This window comes from Elusimicrobiota bacterium, from assembly GCA_016180815.1.
Lineage (GTDB): Bacteria > Elusimicrobiota > Elusimicrobia > JACQPE01 > JACQPE01 > JACPAN01.
In genome coordinates this window covers 1-22126 of the sequence record JACPAN010000028.1, presented here as the reverse complement: position 1 = coordinate 22126, position 22126 = coordinate 1, and the positions used below count along the sequence as shown (strand labels likewise).

The 22126-nt window shown below is 53.4% G+C and carries 25 protein-coding genes and 3 tRNA genes; 13 read left to right on the top strand and 15 right to left on the bottom strand.

The genetic code is table 11. The features are described 5' to 3' along the window. The first annotated feature begins 37 nt into the window (after window positions 1-37). From HYT79_12105 to HYT79_12090, 4 genes are all read left to right on the top strand, one after another. Window positions 38-1111 (top strand): tyrosine-type recombinase/integrase, encoded by a 1074-nt coding sequence (locus HYT79_12105; GenBank protein ID MBI2071322.1) that lies wholly within the window; start codon window positions 38-40, stop codon window positions 1109-1111. Further along, window positions 1102-1173, top strand: a tRNA-Arg gene (locus HYT79_12100). The genes HYT79_12105 and HYT79_12100 overlap by 10 nt, the downstream gene beginning before the upstream one ends. Before the next feature lie 78 nt (window positions 1174-1251). Continuing rightward, the gene (locus HYT79_12095; protein MBI2071321.1) at window positions 1252-1578 is read left to right on the top strand and encodes a divalent-cation tolerance protein CutA; all 327 of its coding nucleotides are present in this window, start codon (window positions 1252-1254) and stop codon (window positions 1576-1578) included. Between the two features lie 44 nt (window positions 1579-1622). Then, the gene (locus HYT79_12090; GenBank protein ID MBI2071320.1) at window positions 1623-2774 is read left to right on the top strand and encodes an HD domain-containing protein; all 1152 of its coding nucleotides are present in this window, start codon (window positions 1623-1625) and stop codon (window positions 2772-2774) included. A 1-nt stretch (window position 2775) separates the two neighbouring features. Here HYT79_12090 and HYT79_12085 read toward each other — a convergent pair whose 3' ends face one another. The 3 genes from HYT79_12085 to HYT79_12075 all read right to left on the bottom strand — a co-directional run bounded on the left by HYT79_12085 (window position 2776) and on the right by HYT79_12075 (window position 6101). Then, on the bottom strand, window positions 2776-3747 hold the full coding sequence (locus tag HYT79_12085; protein MBI2071319.1) for an amidohydrolase family protein: 972 nt from the start codon (window positions 3745-3747) through the stop codon (window positions 2776-2778). A gap of 33 nt (window positions 3748-3780) precedes the next feature. Continuing rightward, on the bottom strand, window positions 3781-5280 hold the full coding sequence (locus tag HYT79_12080) for a hypothetical protein (protein MBI2071318.1): 1500 nt from the start codon (window positions 5278-5280) through the stop codon (window positions 3781-3783). A gap of 92 nt (window positions 5281-5372) precedes the next feature. Continuing rightward, a complete protein-coding gene (locus tag HYT79_12075; GenBank protein MBI2071317.1) occupies window positions 5373-6101 on the bottom strand; it encodes a hypothetical protein in 729 nt (242 codons plus the stop codon). Between the two features lie 123 nt (window positions 6102-6224). Between HYT79_12075 and HYT79_12070 the strand changes: the two genes are divergently transcribed. Genes HYT79_12070 through HYT79_12060 form a run of 3 tightly spaced genes read left to right on the top strand, consistent with a single transcriptional unit; the run spans window position 6225 to window position 8620 of the window. After that, a complete protein-coding gene (locus HYT79_12070; protein ID MBI2071316.1) occupies window positions 6225-7826 on the top strand; it encodes a HAMP domain-containing protein in 1602 nt (533 codons plus the stop codon). Between the two features lie 28 nt (window positions 7827-7854). After that, entirely contained in the window at window positions 7855-8220 is a 366-nt protein-coding gene (locus tag HYT79_12065; protein ID MBI2071315.1) for a response regulator, read from the top strand. Window positions 8221-8242: 22 nt separating this feature from the next. Beyond that, entirely contained in the window at window positions 8243-8620 is a 378-nt protein-coding gene (locus tag HYT79_12060) for a response regulator (protein ID MBI2071314.1), read from the top strand. Here HYT79_12060 and mdh read toward each other — a convergent pair. From mdh to HYT79_12005, 11 genes are all read right to left on the bottom strand, one after another. Next, window positions 8617-9567 (bottom strand): malate dehydrogenase, encoded by a 951-nt coding sequence (mdh, locus tag HYT79_12055; GenBank protein ID MBI2071313.1) that lies wholly within the window; start codon window positions 9565-9567, stop codon window positions 8617-8619. The genes HYT79_12060 and mdh overlap by 4 nt on opposite strands. Window positions 9568-9581: 14 nt before the next feature. Next, window positions 9582-11885 carry a sodium-translocating pyrophosphatase gene (locus HYT79_12050; GenBank protein MBI2071312.1) on the bottom strand — a complete coding sequence of 768 codons (2304 nt, stop codon included), beginning with the start codon at window positions 11883-11885 and terminating at the stop codon, window positions 9582-9584. 24 nt (window positions 11886-11909) lie between these two features. Continuing rightward, window positions 11910-12617: a 50S ribosomal protein L1 gene (locus tag HYT79_12045; GenBank protein MBI2071311.1), complete on the bottom strand. Its 708-nt coding sequence runs from the start codon at window positions 12615-12617 to the stop codon at window positions 11910-11912. Between the two features lie 18 nt (window positions 12618-12635). Beyond that, on the bottom strand, window positions 12636-13082 hold the full coding sequence (rplK, locus tag HYT79_12040) for a 50S ribosomal protein L11 (protein ID MBI2071310.1): 447 nt from the start codon (window positions 13080-13082) through the stop codon (window positions 12636-12638). A 14-nt stretch (window positions 13083-13096) separates the two neighbouring features. Beyond that, window positions 13097-13636, bottom strand: coding sequence for a transcription termination/antitermination factor NusG (gene nusG, locus HYT79_12035; GenBank protein ID MBI2071309.1), 540 nt, complete (start codon window positions 13634-13636; stop codon window positions 13097-13099). A 76-nt stretch (window positions 13637-13712) separates the two neighbouring features. Continuing rightward, window positions 13713-13898, bottom strand: coding sequence for a preprotein translocase subunit SecE (gene secE, locus HYT79_12030; protein ID MBI2071308.1), 186 nt, complete (start codon window positions 13896-13898; stop codon window positions 13713-13715). A gap of 17 nt (window positions 13899-13915) precedes the next feature. Then, a complete protein-coding gene (locus HYT79_12025) occupies window positions 13916-14629 on the bottom strand; it encodes a DUF799 family lipoprotein (GenBank protein MBI2071307.1) in 714 nt (237 codons plus the stop codon). A 29-nt stretch (window positions 14630-14658) separates the two neighbouring features. Beyond that, a tRNA-Trp gene (locus HYT79_12020) sits at window positions 14659-14730 on the bottom strand. Window positions 14731-14851: 121 nt separating this feature from the next. Further along, window positions 14852-15010, bottom strand: coding sequence for a 50S ribosomal protein L33 (gene rpmG, locus HYT79_12015; GenBank protein ID MBI2071306.1), 159 nt, complete (start codon window positions 15008-15010; stop codon window positions 14852-14854). Between the two features lie 45 nt (window positions 15011-15055). Next, window positions 15056-15127, bottom strand: a tRNA-Thr gene (locus tag HYT79_12010). A 41-nt stretch (window positions 15128-15168) separates the two neighbouring features. Beyond that, complete coding sequence (locus tag HYT79_12005) at window positions 15169-15948, bottom strand: endonuclease/exonuclease/phosphatase family protein (GenBank protein ID MBI2071305.1); 780 nt, start codon at window positions 15946-15948, stop codon at window positions 15169-15171. A gap of 58 nt (window positions 15949-16006) precedes the next feature. On the opposite strand from HYT79_12005, the gene HYT79_12000 reads away from it, so the two are divergent. From HYT79_12000 to HYT79_11990, 3 genes are read left to right on the top strand one after another with little or no spacing between them, the layout of a single operon-like run. Next, window positions 16007-17053, top strand: coding sequence for an NAD-dependent epimerase/dehydratase family protein (locus HYT79_12000; GenBank protein ID MBI2071304.1), 1047 nt, complete (start codon window positions 16007-16009; stop codon window positions 17051-17053). A gap of 36 nt (window positions 17054-17089) precedes the next feature. After that, complete coding sequence (locus tag HYT79_11995; protein ID MBI2071303.1) at window positions 17090-18538, top strand: aldehyde dehydrogenase family protein; 1449 nt, start codon at window positions 17090-17092, stop codon at window positions 18536-18538. Continuing rightward, window positions 18535-18987: a hypothetical protein gene (locus HYT79_11990; GenBank protein MBI2071302.1), complete on the top strand. Its 453-nt coding sequence runs from the start codon at window positions 18535-18537 to the stop codon at window positions 18985-18987. The genes HYT79_11995 and HYT79_11990 overlap by 4 nt, the downstream gene beginning before the upstream one ends. Before the next feature lie 101 nt (window positions 18988-19088). Here the strand turns inward: HYT79_11990 and HYT79_11985 are convergent, their stop codons facing one another. Next, complete coding sequence (locus HYT79_11985) at window positions 19089-19493, bottom strand: hypothetical protein (GenBank protein MBI2071301.1); 405 nt, start codon at window positions 19491-19493, stop codon at window positions 19089-19091. A 111-nt stretch (window positions 19494-19604) separates the two neighbouring features. On the opposite strand from HYT79_11985, the gene HYT79_11980 reads away from it, so the two are divergent. From HYT79_11980 to HYT79_11970, 3 genes are all read left to right on the top strand, one after another. Further along, entirely contained in the window at window positions 19605-19982 is a 378-nt protein-coding gene (locus HYT79_11980) for a helix-turn-helix transcriptional regulator (protein MBI2071300.1), read from the top strand. Between the two features lie 55 nt (window positions 19983-20037). Beyond that, window positions 20038-20547 (top strand): TIGR03546 family protein, encoded by a 510-nt coding sequence (locus tag HYT79_11975; GenBank protein ID MBI2071299.1) that lies wholly within the window; start codon window positions 20038-20040, stop codon window positions 20545-20547. 4 nt (window positions 20548-20551) lie between these two features. Beyond that, window positions 20552-22126: TIGR03545 family protein (locus tag HYT79_11970; protein ID MBI2071298.1), on the top strand; the 1575-nt coding region annotated here is incomplete at its 3' end.

Here is a 22126-nt window from a genome sequence, read left to right as displayed (position 1 = left end):
ATTGCGGGCAATCGCTATATAATGAGGGGGCTTTTTCATGGCTATTTATAAAAAAGGCGGAAATTGGTTCATTGATTATTACTTCCACGGCCGCCGCATTAGGGAAAGCGCCGGGCCCAGCAAGTCCTTCGCCAAAGAGGCCTTGGCCAAAAGAAAAACAGAAATCGCCGAAGGAAAATTTTTTCCGCAGCGGCAAAAGGAAACCATCAGCTTTGCGGAAATGTGCGGCCTTTATTGGGAGCTTTACGCCAAACATAAACGCGGAGCCATTAATTCAAGAAGCCTACGTAATGCCAGGCACTATATCCAAAGAATAACAGTAGCCTTTGGTGATAAGAAGCTGGACGCCGTCAAAACAACGGATGTTTTGTCTTATCTGACCAAGCTCAGGGAGCATAATTCGCCGGCTACGTTTAACCGCCATTTGGCGATTATTAAAAGCGTGTTCAACCGCGCCATTGAATGGGGCAAGTTTATGGGGCCGAATCCTGCGGTCAAAATTAAAAAACTTCAGGAGAACAATAAACGGCTCAGATATCTTTCTAAAGAGGAAATTCCGCGGCTGTTGGAATCGTGCCACCCCCGGCTTTTCCCTTTACTGGCTTGCGCTCTTTGGACCGGCATGAGACGGGGAGAAATTTTGGATTTGAAATGGGAAAACGTGGATTTGGAGAGGCGTCTGCTTTATGTTTTGGAATCAAAGAGCGGAAAAGCCAGAGAAATTCCCATAGCCCCTACCTTAGCCAGGGTATTCGTGTCAATGGGTCCTAAAACCATGGGGCCGGTATTTCATGTTCCCATTATTATGATTGCACGGTATTTCGATCAGGCTTTAACGAGGGCGGGTATCAGGGATTTCAGGTTTCATGATTTGCGGCACACATTTGCCAGCCATTTCATCATGAAAACCCAGGATTTGCCCGCCTTGCAGAAGATTTTAGGCCATGCCTCGCCCATGATGACCCAGCGTTATGCTCATTTGGCGACCGGGCATTTGGCGGTGAATATGGCCAAATTTGACTCCGGGATGGACACTTTTTGGACACCAAGGCAGATACCGGCCTTGCCGAACGTTCAAAACTCCCTGAAAGTCAGGCAATTGTCCCCATAGCTCAATGGATAGAGTGTTGCCCTCCGAAGGCAGAGATGGTGGTTCAATTCCACCTGGGGACAAATTGATTTGTGACCAAACAGGGGTACCCGCGAAGCGGGTCTGTGCGGAAATGGTTGGAGGTCGGCAGACCGGAAACCATGACTAACATCCTTGTTTGTTTTGTTACGGTTCCTAAAGCGAAGGCCAAGCCCATGGCCCGGAAGCTCGTTGACATGGGTGTCGCGGCTTGCGTCAACGTGATAGGACCGGTGTCGAGTCATTTTTTCTGGGAGGGGAAAGTCGATCAGGCGGCGGAGCATTTGTTGATCATAAAAACCACGGTTGCCGGTTTTCCGGGTTTAAAAAAGGCCGTTATCAAAATCCATCCCTATTCGATTCCGGAAATCATCGCCTTGCCGGTGACGTCGGGCCACAAGCCTTATCTTGAGTGGGTTCGCCGATCCGTCAGCCGCGAACGCCGCTGATCGTTGGACATCCGAGCATCCCCTCAAAATCGTATCCTATGCCCGTGACGGCCAAAAAAAGTCTGGGACGAATCAAAGAGCTTCTTGAGGAAAAAAAGAAGCTTCATTTGTTGATTTCTTTCCATCGCCGTTCTCTGCTTCTTCATAACACCGTGGAAATGTTAAGTCTTTTAAGCAAAGAGATTAAACAGCTGCTGTCGGCCGAACGCGTGACGATTTTTTTGCTCGATCCCAAAAAAGAAGAGCTGTTCGCCCGCTCCGCGACCGGCCTGGACACCCGAATGACGGCGAGCTTGCGTTTCCCGGTAAGCCAAGGCATCGCGGGCTATGTGGTCAGGACGGGACGCTCGGCCAATGTCAAAAACGCTTATCGCGATAAGCGTTTTGATCCGCGCTTTGATGAGCTCTCCGGTTTTAAGACGGGGTCGGTCCTGGCTGTCCCCTTGAAAAATTCGACGAGTGAAATCATCGGTGTGCTGGAAGTGTTCAATAAAAAAGGCGGCTCAAAATTCAGCAAGGAAGACGAGGGGCTTTTGGAGCTGGTGTCCGGACAATTATCCGGTTCGTTTGAAATTTCCCAGCTTCTCGATCAACTGCGCCGTTCGAATCTGGAGGCCATTTATATTTTGGCCCAGGCCGCCGAGTACCGGGACCAGGAGGATACGGCCCGTCATCTAAAAAGAATTAGCGATTATTCGGCGGTTCTGGCCAAGGCCATGGCCTTGGATGATCAAACGGTGGAGATGATCCGCTTCGCAAGCCCGCTTCACGATATCGGAAAAATAGCGATCCGCGACTCGATTTTAAGAAAACCGGGGCGTTTTACTCCGGAAGAACATGATGAAATGAAGCGGCATACTCTGTTGGGCTATGAGATTTTAAAAGACGCCCAATCACCGATGCTGCAGTTGGCCAGGGAAGTGGCCTTGACCCATCATGAGCGTTATGACGGCGCCGGCTACCCCAGGAAATTAAAGGGCGAGCAAATCCCGTTGGCGGCGCGCATCGTTTCCATGGCCGATGTGTTCGACGCCTTATCCACGGAGCGCATTTACAAGCCGCCGTGGCCTTTTGAGCGGGTCGTGGAATATATCGAAGGGGAAGCGGGCAAACATTTCGACCCTGCGGTCGTCGAAGCATTTAAAGGCGCTTTGTCAAAAATCGAAGCCGTGATGAAGAGCCCGGTCCGGGAATAATTCAGTCCAGCCTCAACAAGCGCCCGGCGCGGGTAAAAATTTCATTTGGAAAACCTAAGGCTTTTTTAAGTTTCCAATCTTTGTAGATAGGATTTTGGCTTGATTTTAGCCGCTCCGCTAAATCCCGGCCGACCAAACCGCTTATTTGATCGAGGCTGGGCTGAAGCGTGGCGTCGCTGCCGTGAATTAGGCGCTCATGAACCCAATCATGATGAATGATTTTGGGCAAAATGCCCACGCGCGTCCAATGCGTGAACGCGGCCATATCTCCGTAACAATGCGGGTAACGCCTGGCCAGTTCAATAAAATCATTCCAGTATTCGGGCTCCCCCGGCCCTCCGGATGTTCCTGAGTGGGCCATAATAACCGTCACCCCGGCCTCGAGCGCGTTGTTCAAGCGTTTCGGTTCGCCGAAGACCTGCTGCTCTGATGGGGCCACGATAATATGCTCAAAGCCCGTGTGCACCAGCAGAGGAATTTTTTTAGCTGCTAGTTTTCTATAGAAGGGGAGAATGCGCGAATCAGCCGGATCAAAGCCTTGTGATGAGGGCAGCCATTTGATCAGGCGCGCCCCGGAGGCAACGACGCGCTCAAACTCTTCCTCCCATTCCTTCCTTAATGGATGAATGCTGGCTCCGGGGATCACTTTTTTGCACTCTTTGGCCAAGCCGATTACATATTCATTGGGCACATAAAAATTGGTGCGTTGTTCATCCAAGTATCCGTCCCGGTTATAAACCCCGTCCATGGCTAAAACAACCGCATAATCAACAGGCCCTTCATTAAGAAAAGAAAACAGGCGTTTTTTAACCTGGCTATCTAAAAGTCCCAGCCATTCTGCGATTTGAAAGCGCCAACGCAGCGAGCCCGGCATTTCTTTTTTGAGCTTGATTTTTTGCGGGTGCGACATGAAGCAGCCGGTCGTCCGGCGATCAATGCCGCCGATATGAACGTGAATATCGAAGGTGGACACTGAGGGAAGGATACAGAATTTTGTTTTGCCGGGTTATCGAAGCATCTCTACTCGCCCGATGCATTCGTAGAGAGTGTCCAAGGCATGGGTGGCGTCGCGAGCCCATCGGGGCATGAGCCCTCTGGTGCAATCTTCCATGCTCGTGGTGTCTAAGGCCAGCTCATCATAAACGCCGCCATGATGATGAAGGCTTCTCGGCGGTGCGAGGGGCAGTTGACCGCGCCGCACCTCTGTGCGTTGTTGGTCGTCCAGGATCGCGGCCTGTTGTACCACCCTGGCCATATCGGAAGAATCCGCGCCATCAGCCGGTAAGTTGTGCGCCGCCAGCTGAAGCGTGCCCCGGCGTCCGCTGCCGTCGAAGTCGGCATTAGCCGGATCCCCTGCGTTAAAGCCGCCGAGTTGATTGCGCCGCCGGCGTGAGGAGCCTAATTGAGGAGCTGAAATCGGATCATCGCCCGCTCCCGGCGTTAAGACAGGAGGAGCGCCGTCTCCCGTGGCTGCCAAAGCTGTTGTCCCGTCTCCGGGAACCGGCGTTCCAGCCGGCGCACAGGTGATACCGGGCAACCCAGCGTCGCAACTGACAATGGAGCCATTGGGACATTGGGCAAAATTACCGGTCGGACTGCCGTGATCTCGGCGTGCCGCAGCCAGCGCAGGGCCGGCTAGTTGGGTGCAGGTTTGGGTTCCCGGTTGTTGCTCTCCGGGGCGGTATCCGGCCAATGCGCAAAGATCACCGCCTTCCGCCGCAATCGCCGCTGCATCCATCGGGCAGGTTGTTATGGGCGCGTCCGCCTCATCTTCACCGGGCAGGGGATCGCAGACAGCCACCTGAGCCCCTTCCCCAAAAACAGCCTGAGCTTGCGTCAGCGCCGGACCAGACAGCATGCGGCAAGCGCGCGTGGGCGACGGTTGCGATTGGGTTTTGCAGCGCGGGTCGTCGGGGGCCGTGACTTGGCAGAAACAAGTCAAATCCGTGCTCGGATCATAGGATGTGTCGGGGGCGCATTCGCCGGTTTGCGGGGGCGTTTGGGGTTGGCAGGCCGGGTATGTTGAACCCGGCGAACAAAAATCAGCGACTTGCTGTCCGGCTAGTTTGCATAACTCAACATTGCTCGGCGGATCATTGCAATCGAGAAATTCCAGGGTTCCGTTCGGCAGGACGCAAGCCACGTCCGGGTCCGTTTGATTGACGCGCGCGCACCAGGCTGCTGGGCAGGCTTGTTCTTCCATCGGCACCCAGGAACCGCCGGCGATATTGGCGACACCTAGTTGCCAGCGTCCCGCCTCATCATCAAAAGTCATGAAAACGTTCCATTCGCCGCTTCTTATTTTTTGGCGCACCGCCTCTTCGCCGCCGATGTCCTGTAAATAATCAGGATTCTCCATGTCGCTTTTTAATTGGTCGATATAGTCATCGGCCGCAAAATTTGAGCTGGGGCCGTCGGGGAAAAAACATTGCTGTCCTTGGGCTGAAATTTTTTGAGCCCCGGATGCCGTCAGCAGCAAAATCAAAACCGGTGTTGCGGCGCGCATGTCAATAGTATGACCCCCGAAGGAAAAACAGGCAAGAGGGGTCTCTATAAAGGAAAAGGTGAGACGGAGCCGCCGGTTTTTTTAAGCGCGGGTTAGAACTTGACGCCTAAGCCCGCTTCAAATCCTGTTTTGCTGTTGGCCGAGAGCACGGCGCCGTGCAGGTAAACAAGGGGCAGAGGTTTTAAATTGACGCCCGCGGCGAAACGCGTGCCCGTGGCTTTGGCGTCCAAACCCACTACGCCCGCGACATCCGCTTGATTGACTTTGACGCGCGTGCGGTCCATGCCAAAGCCGATATAAGGGCTGACGATGGGCACGGACAAGTCCAGCGCGATATTGGCGGATTGATGGGCTACGGAGAACGCGGTGTGGTTTAACGCATGGCCGAATACGGAAACCGCGAGGCCGGGAGAGAGAGGAACCATCCTCAGTTTAAAAAGTCCGTAGCGCAGCCCGCCGCCGACAACCGTGATGTCTTGGAGGCTGATGCCGCGCAGAATCACATCGACGTTGAAGGGAAGGCCGACTTCCCCTTGAAGGAACGGCAAACCGAAGGCATCCACCTTGGCGTTTTTTAAAATTTTATTGTCTTCGGACGGCTTGTTTTGAACGGTGACATGGCCGCCGATATCAACGCCCGGGAATCCCAGCGAGCGTCCGGTGTGGAAACTGCCTCCGCCCATGACCGCCCCGATATCTTTGGCGAAGGGCTTGAGGAATTCCTGCGCCACGTTTTTTTTGAAATCATCAAACGGATCAGCAAATAGGGGAGCCGTTGCAGTGGCGAAAGCGGCGAAGGCGATTAAAAACCGGCTGATCATGAACCCCTCCGAAAAAATCAATTCGTTATGGCGATCCGGCGATTATTAGACTAAATTTGAATAGGAGGGAGAACCCTTCTTGTTTAATGTTGAAGCGATGGTTGATCGCGTGATGATTCATTTATGATCGGCCGGCGTTTTATCGCGTTGGCGATCGTGATGGTGGGTGTGGCCGGTTCGGTGGTGGCCGGGCTGTTCGTGCGTCATGCCGGAGAAATCATTCAGGAGCAAATCGAGCACCGGGGCCGCATTTTGCTTCAGGCCGTAGCCAAGCAGGCCATGGAGGCCATCCGGCACGGGGATTTCGGCGCGGGTTTGGAAGGCGTGGTGCGTTCCTTGAAGCTCGACCCGGATGTGGACATCGCCATTGTCGTTGATTCGGAAGGCAATATTTTGGCTCACTCGGATGAGAAAAAGAAAGGCAGCAAGCTGTTCTTGTCGCTGTGGGATCAGGATGTGATGAAAAGCGCCGTGCCCATGATCCGTCATGATAAAAGCAACGCGCGTTATATCATCGGCATGGCCATCCAGGGTCCGCGCTCCTTCCGCGAGGGCGACATTGAATTGATGCTGCCCACCGGGCAATCTGCGATCAGCTTGGGCGCCATTTACGTGGGCCTCTCCGAGGCCAAAATCAGAGAGCATATCAATCAGACGATTCTATTCGTGGCGGCCTCTTTGGGCGCCATTGTGCTGGGCGCCTCGGTGATCGTGGCGCTCTTTACCAAGAGAATCGTGCGTCCGCTCCATGACTTAAACCGCGCCACGCAGGAATTGGCCGGCGGCAATTTAAACGCCCAGGTCAAAGTAGCCAGCGAGGATGAGGTTGGGCAATTGGCCACCTCCTTCAACAAAATGACCAAACGGTTAAGGGAAACAACGATTTCCAAGAATCAGCTGGAATCCATCGTCGAGCAGAAAACCAAGGCGATTAAGGATGCGAATGAAACGTTGCTTGAAACCAACATGGAGCTTAAAAGGCTTCAGGAATTGGAATCGAATTTCGTGTCCATGGCCTCCCATGAATTGCGCACGCCCCTGACCTCGATTTCGGGATTCACTACTTTGATGCTCAAGTACGCAGAGCGTTTGACCAAAGAGCAAATGACTAATTATTTAAACGCCATCGTCGCTGAAACCGCGCGTTTAGGCCGCATGGTCAATGAGGTGTTGGATTTAAAGAAAATTCAAAGCGGAAAAATCGAGTTGCACGTTACCCGCGTCGATGTCAAAGCCTTGGCTGAAAAAGTGGCGAATGAGCTTCGGATGCGGCCGGATCAGCCTCATTACAAGGTTCTTTGCGAAACCCAGCAATTGTTCGCGATGCTGGATGAGGATAAAACAAAGCAGATTTTGATTAATATCACCGGCAATTCAGCCAAATATACGCCCGTGGAAAAATTCGTGTATATCGAGCTTTCTTTGGTCAATGAGAGAACATTGGTCATCAACATCCGCGACGAGGGCTCCGGAATCCCCAAAGAGCTTTGGTCCCGTTTATTCCGTCCTTTTGCGCGCGCCACGGATGAGAAAACGCGAAAAATGACGGGCACGGGCTTGGGGTTGGCCATCACGAAGTCCTTGGTTGAAACCATGGGCGGGAAAATTCGCGCTGAAAATTTAAAAACAGGGGCTCAGTTCACGGTGGTGCTGCCTAGGGGCATGGATTTAAGTCCGGCGCAAACGCCGCAGAAGGAAGCCGCGGCGCCCGCGGCTCACGGGTAGCGAATGAAGAGGCGAGGAGGTGAGAGCAGTGAGTAAAAAAGTTCTGGTTGTTGATGATGACACGCATACCAATGACTTGGTATCGGAGACATTGAAGCTGGAGGGTTACGAGGTGGTTCAAGTCGGTTCCGGAGAAGAAGCCCTCGCGCTTTTGGAAACAACGTCGGTCGATCTGATTCTTCTCGATCTTCTGCTGCCGGGCATGCGGGGGTGGAAATTGGCCGAAGAATTGAAGAAGAATCCAAAAACAAAAAGCATCCCCATCGTGGTCATTTCTATTTTATCTCCGGAGGATACGGAGATGGGCAAGGAAAATCCCAGCGTGATCGGCTACGTCTGCAAGCCGTTCGACTTAAATGTGCTGGTTCAGGAGGTGAAAAAGCACGCCGCTTGAGAACGGCGGCTGCTTGCCGGGTATGGCGATGATTTTGATCGTTGAGGATGATTTTCATATCAACACGCTTCTTCAGGAGGCGTTCAAGAAAGATGGATTCAAGGTCATGGCGGCTTTCGACGGCGAGGAAGCCATTGAAAAAGCTTGTTTGGGGGGACCCTTAGCCGTTATTTTGGATATTAACCTTCCCAAAAAAGACGGTTGGGCCGTGCTTCAGTATTTAAAAAGCGATGCCAAAACAAAAACGATTCCGGTGGTCATTCATTCCGCTTTGGATCAGAAGGCGGATATCGCCAAGGGGCTCAGCTTGGGCGCAGTGCGTTATTTGGTTAAACCTTGCTCTATGGCCAAGGTGGTGACCGCGGTACGCGATGTTTTGAGCGTTGAGAAAGGGTTTTAAGCGGCTGGGGCGGGCGCTTTCTTGATATGCCCGACCATTTCCCCAACGGCTTTGGCGGCGTCGCCTAACGCGGTTTTTTCTTCCGGCGATAAGGGAATTTCAAGAACGCGTTCTAAACCTTTGGCTCCCAGCACGGCCGGGACGCCTAAATACACGTCTTTTAATCCGTATTCTCCGTTTAAGTAAACCGAGCAGGTGAGGATTTTCTTTTTGTCTTTCAAGATCGCTGAAATCATTTCAAGAACGCTGGCCGAAGGCGCGTAATAAGCGCTGCCTGTTTTAAGCAGCTCCACGATTTCCGCGCCGCCTTGGATGGTTTTATGAACGATATTTTTAATGTCTTCCGTTGAAAAAAGTTTGGTGATGGGCACACCGAACACCGTGGAATACGAGGGAACCGGCACCATGGTTTCTCCGTGCGTGCCCAAAACGCAGGCAAAAACGTTTTCGATGGAGACATTCAATTGGCGCGCGATTAATCGTTCCATGCGCGAAGCGTCGAGCACCCCGGCCATGCCTAGAACGCGCTCCCTGGGGAATCCGCTGGCTTTATAAGCGGCGTAGCACATGGCATCCAGGGGATTGGTGACCACGATCAAGACGGCATTGGGCGAGGTTTGGGCCAATTGTTTGGCCGCGCTTGAGACGATTTTGGCGTTGATTTCCAGAAGCTGTTCGCGGGTCATACCCGGCTTGCGGGGCAGCCCGGCGGTAATGACGGCCACATCCGAGTTGTTGGTCGGGCCGTATTCCGTGGTTCCGGTGATGCGGCAGTCCGATCTTAAGACGGAGCCGGCTTGCTCCATGTCGATGCCTTTGCCTTTGGGCATGCCGCCGGTTTCCGGGATATCGAGCAGAACGACGTCGGCTAAGCCCGCGGCATGGAGGCGTTCGGCTAATGTGGCGCCGACATTGCCCGCGCCGACGATGCTGACTTTATGCCGCATGGAATGGCCGGGCGTTAGGTCAGGCTGAGTTTTTTAGCTTCGCCGAGGGGTTTGGGGCGCCGGTCCGAATGATCGTTGGTTTCCGATGCGCTGAAGCCGGAGCCTTTCTTGGAGAGCGTAATCGCCACGGTCAGCGTGATCAAGGATACGGCCACAATAGCGAATCTCAGGCCCATGGAAATGCCGCTGATGATGAATGGGGCGATCATAATGGACACCAAATTCATGACTTTGATCAAGGGATTTAAAGCCGGGCCTGCGGTGTCTTTAAATGGGTCGCCGACCGTATCGCCGATAACCGCGGCTTTGTGACAGTCGGTGCCTTTGCCGCCCAGGAACCCGTCTTCGATTTTCTTTTTGGCGTTATCCCAAACAGCCCCGGCATTGGACATATACACGGCCAAGAGCTGGCCCGTTAAAATCGCGCCGCCTAAAAATCCGCCCAAGCCGCCGACGCCGAGTCCAAAGCCGACCAAAATCGGCGCGAAAACAGCCAGAATCGCGGGAGCGATCAGTTCCCTCTGGGCCGCGGTGGTCACAATCGCCACGCAGCGGGCATAATCCGGCTTTTCCCGGTAATCCATAATGCCCGGTTTTTCCCTGAATTGGCGCCGGACTTCTTCGACGATCATGTAGGCGGCGCGGCCCACGGCTTTAATCGCGAATGAGGAGAATAAAAAGGGCACGCAGCCGCCGATTAACAAGCCGACGAAAACATCGGGCATATTGATCTGGATGCCGACGTCGAACAGGTGGGCCTCTTCGATGAAGGAGCGGAACAAGCTGACCGCTGCGATCACGGCCGTGGCAATGGCCAAGCCCTTGGTCAGGGCTTTGGTGGTGTTGCCGATGGCGTCCATCCAGGAGAGCGTTTTCTCCGCCCGTTCATCTTTAACTCCGGACATTTCGAAAATCCCATGGGCATTGTCCGTGATGGGGCCGTAAGTGTCCATGGCCAGGATGAATCCCGTGGTGGTCAAGAGCCCGAGGCCGACCAAGCTGACGCCATAGGCGGCCAAGGCCATGCTTTCCGGAAAAATCCACATGGAGGAGAGGATGGTGACGGCAATGGTCAATACAGCCCAAACCGAAGACTCCAAGCCTATTGATGTGCCGGTCAAAATCACGGTTGCGGGCCCGGTTCGGGAAGAGAGCGCTGTTTCCGTAGCCGGCCGTTTGCCCGGATGCGTGAAATAGTTGGTGATAAATAACGTGGCCACAGCCAGCAGGATGCCGATAGTGGCTGCGATGCCGTAGCGCCAATCCACGGCTCCGGTTGAGGCATCTTTCAGGAACAGGGCGTTGATGATAAAGAAGCCCACAACGCTGGCCAATGAGCTTAACAGATAGCCGCGTTCAATGGGCTTCATCGGATCAACCATGCCTTCGCCTTTGACGCGTACGGCCCAAATACCGATGATGCTGGCGAAAACGCCCAGCGCTCGGATCAAGAGGGGAAACAAAATTAATTTAAGGGCGAATGCCTGAGCTCCGTCGCCGTGTTGGCTGACAAACGCGCTGTCCGCCAAGCAACTGGCCGCCAAAATAATCGCGGCCACGAGCGTGACCTCGTAGGACTCAAATACGTCGGCCACCATGCCGGCGCAATCGCCCACGTTGTCGCCCACGTTGTCCGCAATGGTGGCGGCGTTGCGTGGGTCGTCTTCAGGGATGCCGACTTCGACTTTGCCGACTAAGTCCGCGCCCACGTCGGCCGCTTTGGTGTAAATGCCGCCGCCCATGCGCATGAAAAGAGCGGCGAGAGCGCCGCCGAAACCGAAGCCGACCAAAACCTTCATCGCGTCTTGTTTGAAAATCATGAAAATAACGGTTGCGCCCAAAAGCCCGAAGCCCACGGTGAACATGCCGGCCACGGCGCCGGCGTCAAAAGATAATTCCAATGCGCGTTTAAAGCTGGTCAAAGCCGAGAACGCGCTTCTGACATTGCCTTTGACGGCCAGCCACATGCCGATGGCGCCGGCGCCGTAGGAAGCGGCTACGCCCATTAGAAAAGCCAGGGCGACGCCCCCGGCCAAACGCGATCCGAAAGCGGGGTAGTAAACGCCCCAAAGGACGGCCGCCAAAAGACCCACAAAGGGGCTCATGGCTTTAACTTGGCGGGCCAGGTAGGCGTTGGCGCCTTCCTCGATGGCCTGGGCCACTTCCAACATTTTCTTATTGCCGACCGGAATGGCCATCACGCGGCGCACCAGATAGACGCCGTAAATGAGCGCTAAAACAGAGGAGGCGAGCACGCCCCATAAAATTTTCCATTCCGTGTCCCCGAACGGGGGCAATACAATTTTTCCTTCCACGATAATCCTCCTAGAGTGAGTCGATGACTATTCGTCCTCTTTTGATTTTTGCGGCGGGGTCACGCGGATGCCGGGCCCCATAGTGGACGTCAGCGTCACGCTTTTTAAATATGTTCCCTTGACGCTCGAGGGTCTGGCGCCCACTACCGCCTGAATCATGGCTTGGGCGTTTTCTTTGATTTTCTGCGGGTCGAACGACATTTTGCCGATCGCGGTGTGCACATTGCCCGTCTGATCCGCGCGGAATTCGATGCGTCCGCCTTTGATTTCTTTGACGATTTTACCCAGATCGAAGGTGACGGTGCCGGTTTTAGGGTTGGGCATCAGGCCCTTGGGGCCGAGTGTTTTGCCCAATTTGGCCACGTCTTTCATCACATCCGGCGTAGCGACTAAAACGTCGAAATCCATCCAGCCTTTCGCGATTTTTTCGATCAAGTCATTCTCGCCGACCTCGTCGGCGCCGGCGGCCTGGGCTTCCCTGGTTTTTTCGCCTTTGGCGATGACCGCCACTTTTTTGGCTTTGCCCGAGCCGTGGGGCAGGACCACGGTGGCGCGGACTTGCTGGTCGTTTTGCTTGGGGTTGATGCCCAGGTTGAAATGAAGCTCGATGGACTCGTCGAACTTGGCCTTGGCCGTTTTCTTTAAAATGTCGACGGCCGCGGCGAGATCGTAGGTTTTGGTTTTATCGTAGGCGCTGGTCCAGGTTTTTTGTCGTTTGGATAATGTGGCTGGCATATTCAACCTCTATTATTATTACGGAGTGACGTCGATGCCCATGGAGCGGGCCGTGCCTTCAACCATCAGAGCCGCGGCTTCAACGCTGTCCGCGTTTAAATCGGGCATTTTCGTTTTGGCGATCTCTTCGACTTGTTTGCGGGTCACTTTGCCGACTTTTGTTTTTCCCGGCATTCCGGAAGCGACGGCGAGCTGGGCCGCTTTCTTCAAGAGAGCGGAGACCGGCGGCACCTTAGTGACGAAGGTGAAGCTGCGGTCTTCAAAAATCGTGATGACGGCCGGGATCATCATGCCCGGTTCCGCTGTTTTCGTACGTTCGTTGAATTGTTTGCAGAATTCCATGATGTTGACGCCGTGCTGGCCGAGCGCCGGGCCGATCGGAGGCGCAGGGTTGGCTTGGCCGGCCGGGACCTGAAGTTTGATCGTCGTCTTGATTTTCTTTTTGCCTGCTGTTGGTGCTGCCATCGGATTCTCCTTGGTTAAATCTTTTCGACTTGAAGGAAATCGAGTTCCACGGGGGTTGCACGGCCGAAAATGGTGACCATGGCTTTCAAGCGGGCGCGCTCCTCGTTGATTTCTTCGACCACACCCACGAAATGCTTGAAGGGACCATCGTTGATGCGGATGCTTTCACCTTTGTCGAACATGACCGCGGGTCTGGGACGGTTGCCGGGTACGGCTTCGGTCAATTCCAGGATGCCTTTGACTTCGCTCTCCGGAAGGGGCACGGGATTGGCGCCGCCCAGGAAGCCGGAAACTCCGGTGATTGAGCGCACCAGCCAGTAAGTCTCATTGTCCACGATCATGTCAATCAGCACGTAACCCGGAAAAAATTTTCTTTTTCTGACGACCTTTTTGTTTTTTTGGATTTGGACTACGTCTTCGGTGGGGATGAGCACTTGATGGATGCGCTCGCCGACGACGGAAGTTTCCTTCGCTTTGTTGATGGCGGTGCGGACGCGGTCCTCACGGCCGGTCGTTGTTTGGACGATGTACCATGCTCGTTGTCCGGTAGTCATAGTCATAAATAAGACAAAAAAACTCCTTTATCTTAATTTTGTCGTCAACCCCGGCGGGATTGCCGGAGGGAATCGGCTATATTCTAATAAATATTGAGAAAAATTGCGCAATCAGAAAATCCACAAAGGCGATGAAGCCCGACACCAAAGACACCAGGATGATGATCATAATGGTGGAGGCGATCATTTGTTTTCTGGGGATCCAAGTGACTTTTTGCAACTCCCCATAGGCATCTTTTCCGAATTGGACCGGATTAAACATGTCGGAGGGAAGTATAGCTAAGTTCTGGGCAGGGTGGCCATGACGCGGCGGACGGCTTTTTCCGAGAGTTCCTTAAGGGGGTTGCGCAGCCAAGCCGCGCTCAGCCCTTTGGTCTTTTCATTGACCCCGGTGGAATAGGCGGCTTTTTCCAGGAGCCCCTTTTTGAAAGAGCTTTTGGCTTCATCGACGGATGTGGCGACATTGCGCTCCTTTATTTTGGCCTGATCGATCCATAAAAGGTTGCCGGTTTTCAAATCCACCATTTTAAAGGCCAAATGCACCCGTTTTTCCCGGTAAAATCCCAGATTGGTGATCCCGAAATCCACAACCTCGCCGTAAAACACGGTGTCCACGGGCAGGGCATCGGACAATTTTTTCATGGAAATGCTGCCTCTTGAGCCCTCGTCCATGGCTGCCGAAGGGTTCTGGGCGTTTAACCCCTCAAAGAGAACGCGCAATTGACCGCCGTCCGTGACGCCCAAAAGTTTTCTCAGGCGTTCATCCGTTTCCGCCTGGGTAAAGATGGCGTAGCCTTTCTGTCGCAGGGCTTGTTCGATTAAGGGGCGGATCATTTCCGGGGCCTTCATGTCGTTCGTTTGATTGCCCAGGGGCAGGACCGCGGCGTTTTGAGGGAAACGCAAATCCGTGGCCAGATAAATGGGTTTAATACCGGCGCAGGCGAACAGAAGCCCCGTCATCGCAAGAATCGCGGTTATTCTTTGAACGTTCATCAATAAGCTTTTGCGTTGGTAAAAACGCTCGGGGGCTGAAGGAGTCGAACCTTCAAGTGCGGTTTTGGAGACCGCCAGTTTAGCCATTAGCTTAAGCCCCCGTTGAAAAGTAAATTTTATCAAGTTATAGAATGGCCACGGTGAATCAATGGATTGATATTTCGGCTCCGTTGGGCCTAGGGGCGCCGGCGCGCGCTGTTTTAAGAAAAATATAGAGCGCGTTTAGTTCGCTTTGGTTTCTTTGTGTTTTGAATACTTACGGCACTGCGGGCAAAACTTATTGAGTTCGAGCTTGTATTCTTTTTTCTTGCCCCGGAAGAAATGATAATTGCGCCGTTTGCAGTCCGGACATTCAAGGGCGATCACGATTCGTTCGGCCATAGGATTTTTATTTTATCAGATTTTTCGGATAGGACAGCCTAAATAAGCTGGGGGAGGGACTTGAACCCTCGGCCCTCTCCTTACCATGGAGATGCTCTACCCCTGAGCTACCCCAGCGCTAACGACGAGTCGTATTATACAGAGCTTCGCCTTTGCTACTACTGGTCGGCGATTTCGAGCCAAAGGCCGTCATGATCCGAAGTGTGGTCGCTTTTTAAATCAATAATCCGTATTGCCTGCGGCTCTTCAAGATTCCAGGTGAATACGTAATCCACATGATTGTAGGCGTCCTGCCGGAAACCCAGATTTTTCAACCAGGCGGCGCCTGCTGAATCCGGCTTGAAATTGAAATCCCCGGTAAAAACAGCGGCATCGATTTCCGGGCGTTCGCGGGCCACGAGGGTTAAAATTTCATAAAGCTGGCGAAGGCCGAGGTCGCCGCCGCTTAAATGAGTGTTGTAAAGGCGCAGCAAGCGGCCGTCTTTGCGGCGGATATCGCCTCGGCAAAGCGATTTTTTGATCGTGCCGTTGAACGCCCCGCGTTTGGTGGCCTTTAAATGGCGGCAGCGGATGTTTTCCATGGCGACCGTCGCCGGATTCCAATAGAAGGCCAGGCCCTCCTCCCATATTTTAGGGAAACCTTCGGAAATCCAATGAATGTAAGGGAATCCTGTGCGTTGGGCGATGATTTTGGGAGGCTCGATCCATCGGGCGCCCCAATCGAATTCGCAATTGGCCATTTCTTGAAAGGCGATGACATCGGGCTTAATGGCGTTGATTTTTGCGATCAGCTTGTCGAGCCTGATCATGTAGGCTGCATGGGGTTCGCGTTCAACAATCGGGTTGCAGTAAAGGATATTGGCGTTGAAGATGGTGAGACCGGCGGCTTGGATCTCAGCGGTCAGCAGAAGGGCCAGGGCGGCTGCCGGAAGAAACATGGGGTTTCATTATACGATGGGAGCGGGGAGAGTCCATGAACTACTATAATTGATGGTCATGAAGAAAGTCTTGGTTACCGGCGGCTGCGGTTTTGTCGGCTCCACGCTGATTCGGGAGCTCTTGGATCAAGGCGTCGAAGTGGCGGCGCTTGATTTGCCCAATCTCGAGGCGCGTTTCGCGTTCAAGGGCAAGTCTCGTTTCATCGGCGCGGATATCGGCGATAAGGAAAGTTTGCGCCGGGCCGTTGATTCATCCATCGAATGCGTTTTTCATACGGCGGCTTTATTTAAATACGGCGCTCCGCGCGACCTGTTCCATCGGGTCAATGCCGGAGGAACCCGGAATTTATGCGAGGTCTTGGTTGAAAAAGGCGTGCGCCGCCTGATCAATTGGGGCTCTTCCACCGTTTACGGTTTTTGGGACAATCCCGGCCTCGTCAAAGAAGAAACGTTCCCGGTCAATGAAGAGGAATTGGTTGAAAATTACGCTTGGAGCAAGCGCCAGCAGGAAAAAGTGGGGGAGGAGTTCCAGAAAAAAGGCTTGTTGGATGTGGTGACGATCCGGCCCGGTGATATTTACGGCCCGGGCACGCCCAACGGCATTACCCTTCCCTTGTACATGTTTAAAATCGGGCTGATGCGCTCGGTCCCTGGTTTCAAGGAAGTCTTCATCTCTCATGTTCATGTCGACGACGTGGCCTTGGCCGCGATTCATTTGGCCCGGTTGTCCGAAGCTTCGGGTCAGATTTACAATTTGGCGGACAATTACCCTCTTTCCAATATCGAAACTTTTGATTTGGCGGCTAAAATTTTTAACGCCTGGGCTCTTCCTTCGATGAAAAAAACATTCGGCATTCCGATTTTTCACACGCACCCCGCTATTTTAAAAGTTTCAGGCATCGTCGAAGAATGGCGGGCGAAAATGAAAAAAACGTTCCCGCGTTACGATCGAAACAGCGCTTTATTCATGGTGAAGAATCATATTTTAAGCAACAAGAAACTCTTGGCCACGGGCTATCGTTTGCGCTGGCCGGATACGCGCGAGGCTCTGCCGCATGTCGTCGATTACTATGAAAAGACGAAATGGGCGGTGCTCAAAGGCTAGTGGCCGGGCGCTTCAAGGGCAAACAGGAGGCAAGCGATGCAGGCAGTGATGGAACGCAAGCAGGAGGCCGTTGTGGCGGATGATTTAAGCGCGCTTTTTGAGAAACAGAGGGCCAATCGCTGGAATGTGGCCCGGACAACGGCTTGGGAACGCGCCGGCAAACTCTCCAGGCTGGGTAAAGCCATTGAGCGGCGGCGCGCCGAGCTGCATCAGGCCTTGGTTTCCGATTTTCACAAAAATCCGGCCGAGACGGATATTACCGAAATTTTTACGGTTCTTTCGGAAATCAATCACACGGTGCGCCATCTTGAGGAGTGGATGCGGCCGGTGCGCGTTAAAACCCCGATGGCGCTCTTCGGCACCAAAAGCGAAATCCGCCACGAGCCCAAGGGCCAGGTGTTGATTTTAGCGCCTTGGAATTATCCGTTTTCATTGGCGTTGTCCCCGCTGGTGGCGGCCGTGGCCGCGGGCAATTGCGTGACGCTGCGTCCTTCGGGCAAAGTTCCGGCGACCGCGCGTTTTATTAAAAGCCTGCTTGCGGAAGTTTTCAGTCCCGATGAAGTGGCTGTGGTGGAAGGCGGGCACGAGGTGTCGGACGCTTTGCTGCAAATGCCCTTTGATCATATTTTCTTTACGGGCAGCACGAATATCGGCAAGCGGGTGATGGCGGCCGCGGCCAAGCATTTGGCCACGGTCACGTTGGAATTAGGCGGAAAATCTCCGGTAGTTATTGATGAAACCGCGGATATCCCAACAGCCGCCAAACGTATCATGTGGGCTAAGTTTTTAAACGCGGGCCAGACCTGCGTGGCTCCGGATTATGTGCTTGTTCATGAGAGCAAGGCAGAAGAGTTCATCGAGGAGTCGAAAAAAGTCGTTGCCGCCCGCTATGGGGCCGGCGAAGAAGAACGCCGCGCCAGCTCCGATTACTGCCGCATTATTTCCAAGGAATCCTGCCGGTCCCTGGCCTCCATGGTCGAGGAATCCGTGCGCCAGGGCGCCAAAGTTGTCATGGGCGGCCAAGCGTCGGAGAATGAGCGCTATTTGTCGCCGACCATCGTGACCGGCGTCGATAAGGATTCGGCCTTGATGCGCGATGAAATTTTCGGACCCGTGCTGCCCGTGCTGACGTGGCGGTCTCTTGAAGAGCCGCTGCGCATCATTCGCGAGCGGGCCAAGCCCTTGGCCCTTTATTTGTTCAGCCGCAGCAAGGACAATGTCGAGCGCGTGCTCTCAGGCACGACGGCCGGCGGCAGCTGCGTCAATCATGCGATTATCCATTTGGCCAATCCCAATCTGCCTTTCGGCGGGGTAGGAGCCAGCGGCATGGGCCATTACCATGGGTATTACGGATTCAAGACGTTTTCCCATGCGCGCTCGGTTCTTTATCAAGGGGCTCTGAATGATCCGCTGAATTTCTTTTATCCGCCTTATACGCCCAAGGTGCGTAAATTGGTTGAGCTGGCTTTAAAATATTTGACATGAAAAATAGTGACAGACACCATTACCCCCTTTTTTTAGGGCGGGCCACGTTTCAGACGTTCGTAGTTGATCCGCCGACCATGTTGGCGTTCGGCATCGGGGCCGCGTTGGTCGCGGTCAAGTTTTTGAAAGGCAACAAGAAATTTTTGTTTTGGGCCTGCGTTTTGTTCCAGTTGTCGTTTTGGATTTTCGGGCCCATGATGTATTTCGATCATCCCTTTTTCGCCAAGCAGGGGCTCGGCAATGATTTTATGTGGAACGGCTATTTAATGGGTTTGCGCGTAGTGCCGGAATCCATGATTCCCACCTACCGGTATCCGTTGATGAATGTCTTGGCTGCGATCGGCTGGCTGGTGCAGCCCTTTTTCCTTTATTGGGGCGCGCGTCTGGGTTTGCGTTGGGTCGCTTGTTGCAGCAAGAGTCCTTCCGAACAGGTCAAATTACGCGTTTAATTTAGTCCAAAAAATGGGGTCATGTCCGGCATTGGATAAATTAAACTTGTTTGAAGAATAAAATTTACCGACGCCCTGCCCGGTGTCAAGCAGAGTTGGGGTCATACGGTCAGATGATGTTCGGACATCAAGCCTTTCGGGATCGGCAGCAATTCAATCCGGGTGCCCGCCTCTTCATCGGAGTTAACCATTACCTTTGTTGCGTTTAAATAAATAACGCAGGGGTTTTGCCCCTTGGCTTTGCAAAATAAGGTTTTCTTGAGGGCATTTAGAAGCGGTTTTAGGAGATTGTCAAGATTGGGCCAGACAGCAAGACGGGACGGGCGTTGGCCGGGCGGCAGCATAAACGTTGCTCGAAGAAGACAGGCGCGGGTGTCCAGATGCAAGCCTTGAGTCTGTTTTTTGATAGCGCTTATCCACGGGAGGGGGCCCGGCTTGTTCCACCCTGATTTATTTCGTCGGTAGGGAATTCCTTTAATATCGAGAGTGATGGATTTTTGTTTCATCGGTGTAAGGTTATCCCCAGATTTTTAGTTTGTCAATACTATAAGGTTTTATAAAAACCTTATTGGCTCTGGCTGAAATACGGGCTGCCCTTGCAGAATGAAGGTGGCTCCATGGAAAAGGATATCTATCGAATCGTTGGTCAGAGGGTGCGCATGGTGCGTTTGAAGCGCGGCTGGACGCAGGAAGAGCTGGGCGCGCGCTCTGAGCTTCACCCGAGCTTCGTGGGCCAGGTGGAGAGGGGGACCAAGAAGATCAGCCTGGTCACGCTTGCCAAACTGGCCCATGCGCTCCGAGCGACAAAGGCCGAGCTTTTAGATGAACAACCGGTGCGCGATGATGCTGGATTGGAAGAAAAAATAGCGCATTTGGTGCGAGAGCAGCCGGCGGATCGGCAGCGTTTTATCTACAAGGTCGCCAGCGATCTTTCCCGTCTGGCCTCAGGCTACCGGCGCGAGCCGGAGCGCCGTCAAAAATCCCGCAAGCAATAGCCGCCGCCGGCGCGCAGCCAAGCCTCGAATCAAAAAAATCTAAAATCCTAAACGCATGGGAATTGGATTTTTGAAGGGCGTCATCGCAATTTTGCGCGGGCAAAAAAGCCCTGCGGCTACGGCCGCCGGCTTTGCCGTGGGCGCGATCCTGGGTTTGTTGCCCAAGGGCAATCTGCTGGGTATTTTTTTCTTCCTTCTTTTTTTCTTGACCACCGTCGATAAACCCGCCGCAATTTTAGCCTCCTTGCTGTGGACGCCGGTCGGCCTCTTGGTTGATTCCTTGGCGCATCAAATCGGCTACGCCGTCTTATCGCTGGAGGCGCTCGGGCCTTTATGGACGGCGCTTTATAACACGCCCATCGTGCCTTGGACGCATTTCAACAATACGGTTGTGATCGGGCAATTGATCATCGGGTTGGCGCTTTTCTTGCCTAATTATTTGGCGATGAAAAAAGCGGTTGCTTACTATCAGCAAAACTTAAAACCCAAAGTCGACAAATTAAAAGTCATCCAGGCCTTGAAAGCTATGCGCTGGTATCAATGGTATGAGAGCATGAGCGAATAAGCCCATGGTTAAAAAAGGCAATTTAATTTTTACTCTTGTTTTGACCGGCGCCATCGCCGCGTTCGGGTTTTTTTTCATGGATCCGTTGATCAAGCGCGGCATCGTCAAGGCCGGAGAGGCGGCTTTGGGCGCCAAGGTCGACGTTGCGTCGGTTCAAACCCAAATTTTTAAGGGCAAAATCAGTGTCCGGGGTTTTCAGGCCGCGGACAAAAGCGATCCCTGGAAAAATTTGATCGAGTTCAAGGAAGCCGGCTTCCAGCTTTTGCCCGCGTTGCTCCTGGAAAAGAAAGTCGTGATCGAAGACGCTTCGTTGCAGGGGGTGGCTTGGGGCACGCAGCGTAAAACATCCGGAGAACTTTCAAAAAAGGAGGCTAAAGAGCAAAAAGAAGAAAAACCGTCCGCGGTCGAGAAAAAATTGGATGCCATGACGGCCCAAACCAAGGATTTGGGTTTGGCGCGCATGGATGCAATCAAAGGCGCCGGGGCCTCCAAAGTGGATGCGGTTAAACCGGAAAATCTGGCCTCTCTGAAAGTGTTGGATGAGGGAAAAGTCAAAATTGAGTCGTTGAGTCAGGATTGGGATAACCGGATTGCCGCGTTGACAACCGAATCGGAAATGGAGGCGATCAAAAAAGATTTGGCCGAGTTAAAAGCCGAGGGTTCGGATATCGAGGCCATCGCCCGGAAAATCAAAAAGGCCAAAGAAATTCAGGAGCGCATCAAAGCGGCGCAGAAAAACCTCAAAGAAACCAAGGATAAGGCGGAAAATGATTTCGGTCAGGCGAGGAAGCTTCTGGACGAAGCCAAGAAGGCCAAGGCCGGGGATTTGGCCGCCTTGAAAAATTTAGCCGGCATCCCTTCGCTCGACGCCGAAAGCATTTCTCTTTTTCTTTTGGGCCCGGCGGTTAAAGCCAAAATGGGCCCGGCCATGCGCTGGATTGATTTAGCCAAGAAGCATTTGGGTTCTAAAAAAACGGGTGAAGGGTCCTCGGGCGCGTCCGGCGCCACGGATCAGGCAAAGGCGCCTCCGGAGCCGCCCAAGCGGCGCGGGGTTTTTGTGGGGTTTCCCAAGCAAGCGTCGTTTCCCGCATTTCTCTGGAAACATTCGTTGTTGTCCGGGACAGCGACCATGGGCGCGGGCGCTTTGGGTTTTTCCGGGGAGTTGAAGGATTTAACCACCGAACCGAAACAATGGGGAAAGCCGCTGACCGCGCAGATCAAAGGCGAGCAGGGTGCGCAAAGCCTGAGGCTGAATGTTCTGGCGGATCATCGCAGCGCCGAGGGCCGGGATGAATTGATGGTCGTCTATAAAGGATACCCGGTCGAAGGCCTTGAGCTGGGCAGTCCCGACGAGTTGGGCGTTACCTTGACCCGGGGTCAGGCGAATTTGGATTTTAAGGTCAGGAAAGAAGGGGAGCAATGGCAAGGGAAAGCGGATGTCATGGTTGAGGGAGCACAACTTCAACCCAAAACCAATCTGAAGGGTTTCATGGCTGAGAAATTGAACGAAGCCGTGCGCTCGATCAAGCGTTTTAAAATCGAAATTACATTCACCGGCCGCGAAGACGATCTGGATTTC

Excerpts from the sequence above, each read along its gene's own strand:
- mdh (MBI2071313.1), bottom strand. The coding sequence starts at position 9,567 with ATGCGGCATAAAGTCAGCATCGTCGGCGCGGGCAATGTCGGCGCCACA.
- HYT79_11985 (MBI2071301.1), bottom strand. The coding sequence starts at position 19,493 with ATGAAACAAAAATCCATCACTCTCGATATTAAAGGAATTCCCTACCGA.
- HYT79_12070 (MBI2071316.1), top strand. The coding sequence starts at position 6,225 with ATGATCGGCCGGCGTTTTATCGCGTTGGCGATCGTGATGGTGGGTGTG.
- secE (MBI2071308.1), bottom strand. The coding sequence starts at position 13,898 with ATGTTTAATCCGGTCCAATTCGGAAAAGATGCCTATGGGGAGTTGCAA.
- HYT79_12095 (MBI2071321.1), top strand. The coding sequence starts at position 1,252 with ATGACTAACATCCTTGTTTGTTTTGTTACGGTTCCTAAAGCGAAGGCC.
- HYT79_12000 (MBI2071304.1), top strand. The coding sequence starts at position 16,007 with ATGAAGAAAGTCTTGGTTACCGGCGGCTGCGGTTTTGTCGGCTCCACG.
- nusG (MBI2071309.1), bottom strand. The coding sequence starts at position 13,636 with ATGACTACCGGACAACGAGCATGGTACATCGTCCAAACAACGACCGGC.
- HYT79_11980 (MBI2071300.1), top strand. The coding sequence starts at position 19,605 with ATGGAAAAGGATATCTATCGAATCGTTGGTCAGAGGGTGCGCATGGTG.
- HYT79_12080 (MBI2071318.1), bottom strand. The coding sequence starts at position 5,280 with ATGCGCGCCGCAACACCGGTTTTGATTTTGCTGCTGACGGCATCCGGG.
- HYT79_12025 (MBI2071307.1), bottom strand. The coding sequence starts at position 14,629 with ATGAACGTTCAAAGAATAACCGCGATTCTTGCGATGACGGGGCTTCTG.
- HYT79_12075 (MBI2071317.1), bottom strand. The coding sequence starts at position 6,101 with ATGATCAGCCGGTTTTTAATCGCCTTCGCCGCTTTCGCCACTGCAACG.
- HYT79_12060 (MBI2071314.1), top strand. The coding sequence starts at position 8,243 with ATGGCGATGATTTTGATCGTTGAGGATGATTTTCATATCAACACGCTT.
- HYT79_12045 (MBI2071311.1), bottom strand. The coding sequence starts at position 12,617 with ATGCCAGCCACATTATCCAAACGACAAAAAACCTGGACCAGCGCCTAC.
- HYT79_11975 (MBI2071299.1), top strand. The coding sequence starts at position 20,038 with ATGGGAATTGGATTTTTGAAGGGCGTCATCGCAATTTTGCGCGGGCAA.
- HYT79_11995 (MBI2071303.1), top strand. The coding sequence starts at position 17,090 with ATGCAGGCAGTGATGGAACGCAAGCAGGAGGCCGTTGTGGCGGATGAT.
- rplK (MBI2071310.1), bottom strand. The coding sequence starts at position 13,082 with ATGGCAGCACCAACAGCAGGCAAAAAGAAAATCAAGACGACGATCAAA.
- HYT79_12105 (MBI2071322.1), top strand. The coding sequence starts at position 38 with ATGGCTATTTATAAAAAAGGCGGAAATTGGTTCATTGATTATTACTTC.
- HYT79_11990 (MBI2071302.1), top strand. The coding sequence starts at position 18,535 with ATGAAAAATAGTGACAGACACCATTACCCCCTTTTTTTAGGGCGGGCC.
- rpmG (MBI2071306.1), bottom strand. The coding sequence starts at position 15,010 with ATGGCCGAACGAATCGTGATCGCCCTTGAATGTCCGGACTGCAAACGG.
- HYT79_12005 (MBI2071305.1), bottom strand. The coding sequence starts at position 15,948 with ATGTTTCTTCCGGCAGCCGCCCTGGCCCTTCTGCTGACCGCTGAGATC.